This window comes from Stenotrophomonas pictorum JCM 9942 (assembly GCF_001310775.1).
Lineage (GTDB): Bacteria > Pseudomonadota > Gammaproteobacteria > Xanthomonadales > Xanthomonadaceae > Stenotrophomonas > Stenotrophomonas pictorum.
In genome coordinates this window covers 1-900 of record NZ_BAZI01000679.1, presented here as the reverse complement: position 1 = coordinate 900, position 900 = coordinate 1, and the positions used below count along the sequence as shown (strand labels likewise).

2 protein-coding genes are annotated in these 900 nt (G+C 67.8%); one reads left to right on the top strand and one right to left on the bottom strand.

All coding sequences use genetic code 11. The features are described 5' to 3' along the window. A partial coding sequence (locus JCM9942_RS17010; protein WP_083468613.1) for a flavodoxin family protein occupies window positions 1–428 on the top strand: 428 nt, incomplete at its 5' end. Window positions 429–521: 93 nt separating this feature from the next. On the opposite strand, the gene JCM9942_RS17005 is transcribed toward JCM9942_RS17010, so the two are convergent. Continuing rightward, the coding region (locus tag JCM9942_RS17005; protein ID WP_304941174.1) for a transaldolase family protein at window positions 522–900 on the bottom strand (379 nt) is incomplete at its 5' end.

Below are 900 nucleotides of genomic sequence, written 5' to 3'. Positions count from 1 at the left end.
CCGGCGCGCACGAGGCGGCCGGGGATGCGTTACAGGTGCGTTCCTTGCGCGCGGCCGAGGCCGGCGCTGGGGATGTGCTGAGCGCCGATGCGGTGCTGTTTGCCACGCCCGAGACGCTGGCCTCGATGAGCGGGGCGATGAAGGATTTCTTCGACCGCAGCTATTACCCGCTGCTGGGCCGCTGCGACGGCAAGCCGTATGCGCTGCTGGTCTGCGCCGGTTCCGACGGCCAGGCGACCATCGCCCAGCTGCGCCGTATCGCGCTGGGATTGCGCTTGCGCGAAGTGGCCGAACCGCTGCGGGTATGCACGCAGGCGCAGACCGCCGAGGCGATCACCGCGGCCAAGACGCTGCCTGCAGAGCAACTGGCGCGGGGCCATGAACTGGGCGCGCTGCTGGGAGCCGGGCTGGAACTGGGAATTTTCTAGCGGGCAAACAAAAAGCGATGTGTGCTGCGCGCGGACCTGTCAGCCAGGCCGTCGCAACCCACACCGCTCCTTGATGCAGCGTGTTGCCTGGACTCAGCGGGCCAGTTCGTCGGCGATGCGCGCGCGCAGCGTCTGCAGATCTTTCGCAAACGCATCAATACCGGTGGCCAGCTTTTCGGTGGCCATCGGATCGGCGGCCAGATCGGCATCGAACCGGGCTTGGTCGATCGCGGCGGCATTCACCGCCTCCGCAGCACCAGCAACCAGCTTGCGCGGCAGCTCGCCGAAATCGGCGCCCAGCTTTTCCAGCAGGTCCGGCGAGATGGTCAGACGGTCGCAACCGGCCAGCGCCTCGATCTGTGCGGTGGAGCGGAACGAGGCGCCCATCACCACGGTTGGTGAACCACGGCGCTTGAACTCGGCGTAGACGCCGCGCACGAACTTCACGCCCGGGTCCTCGTCGATGCTGGCC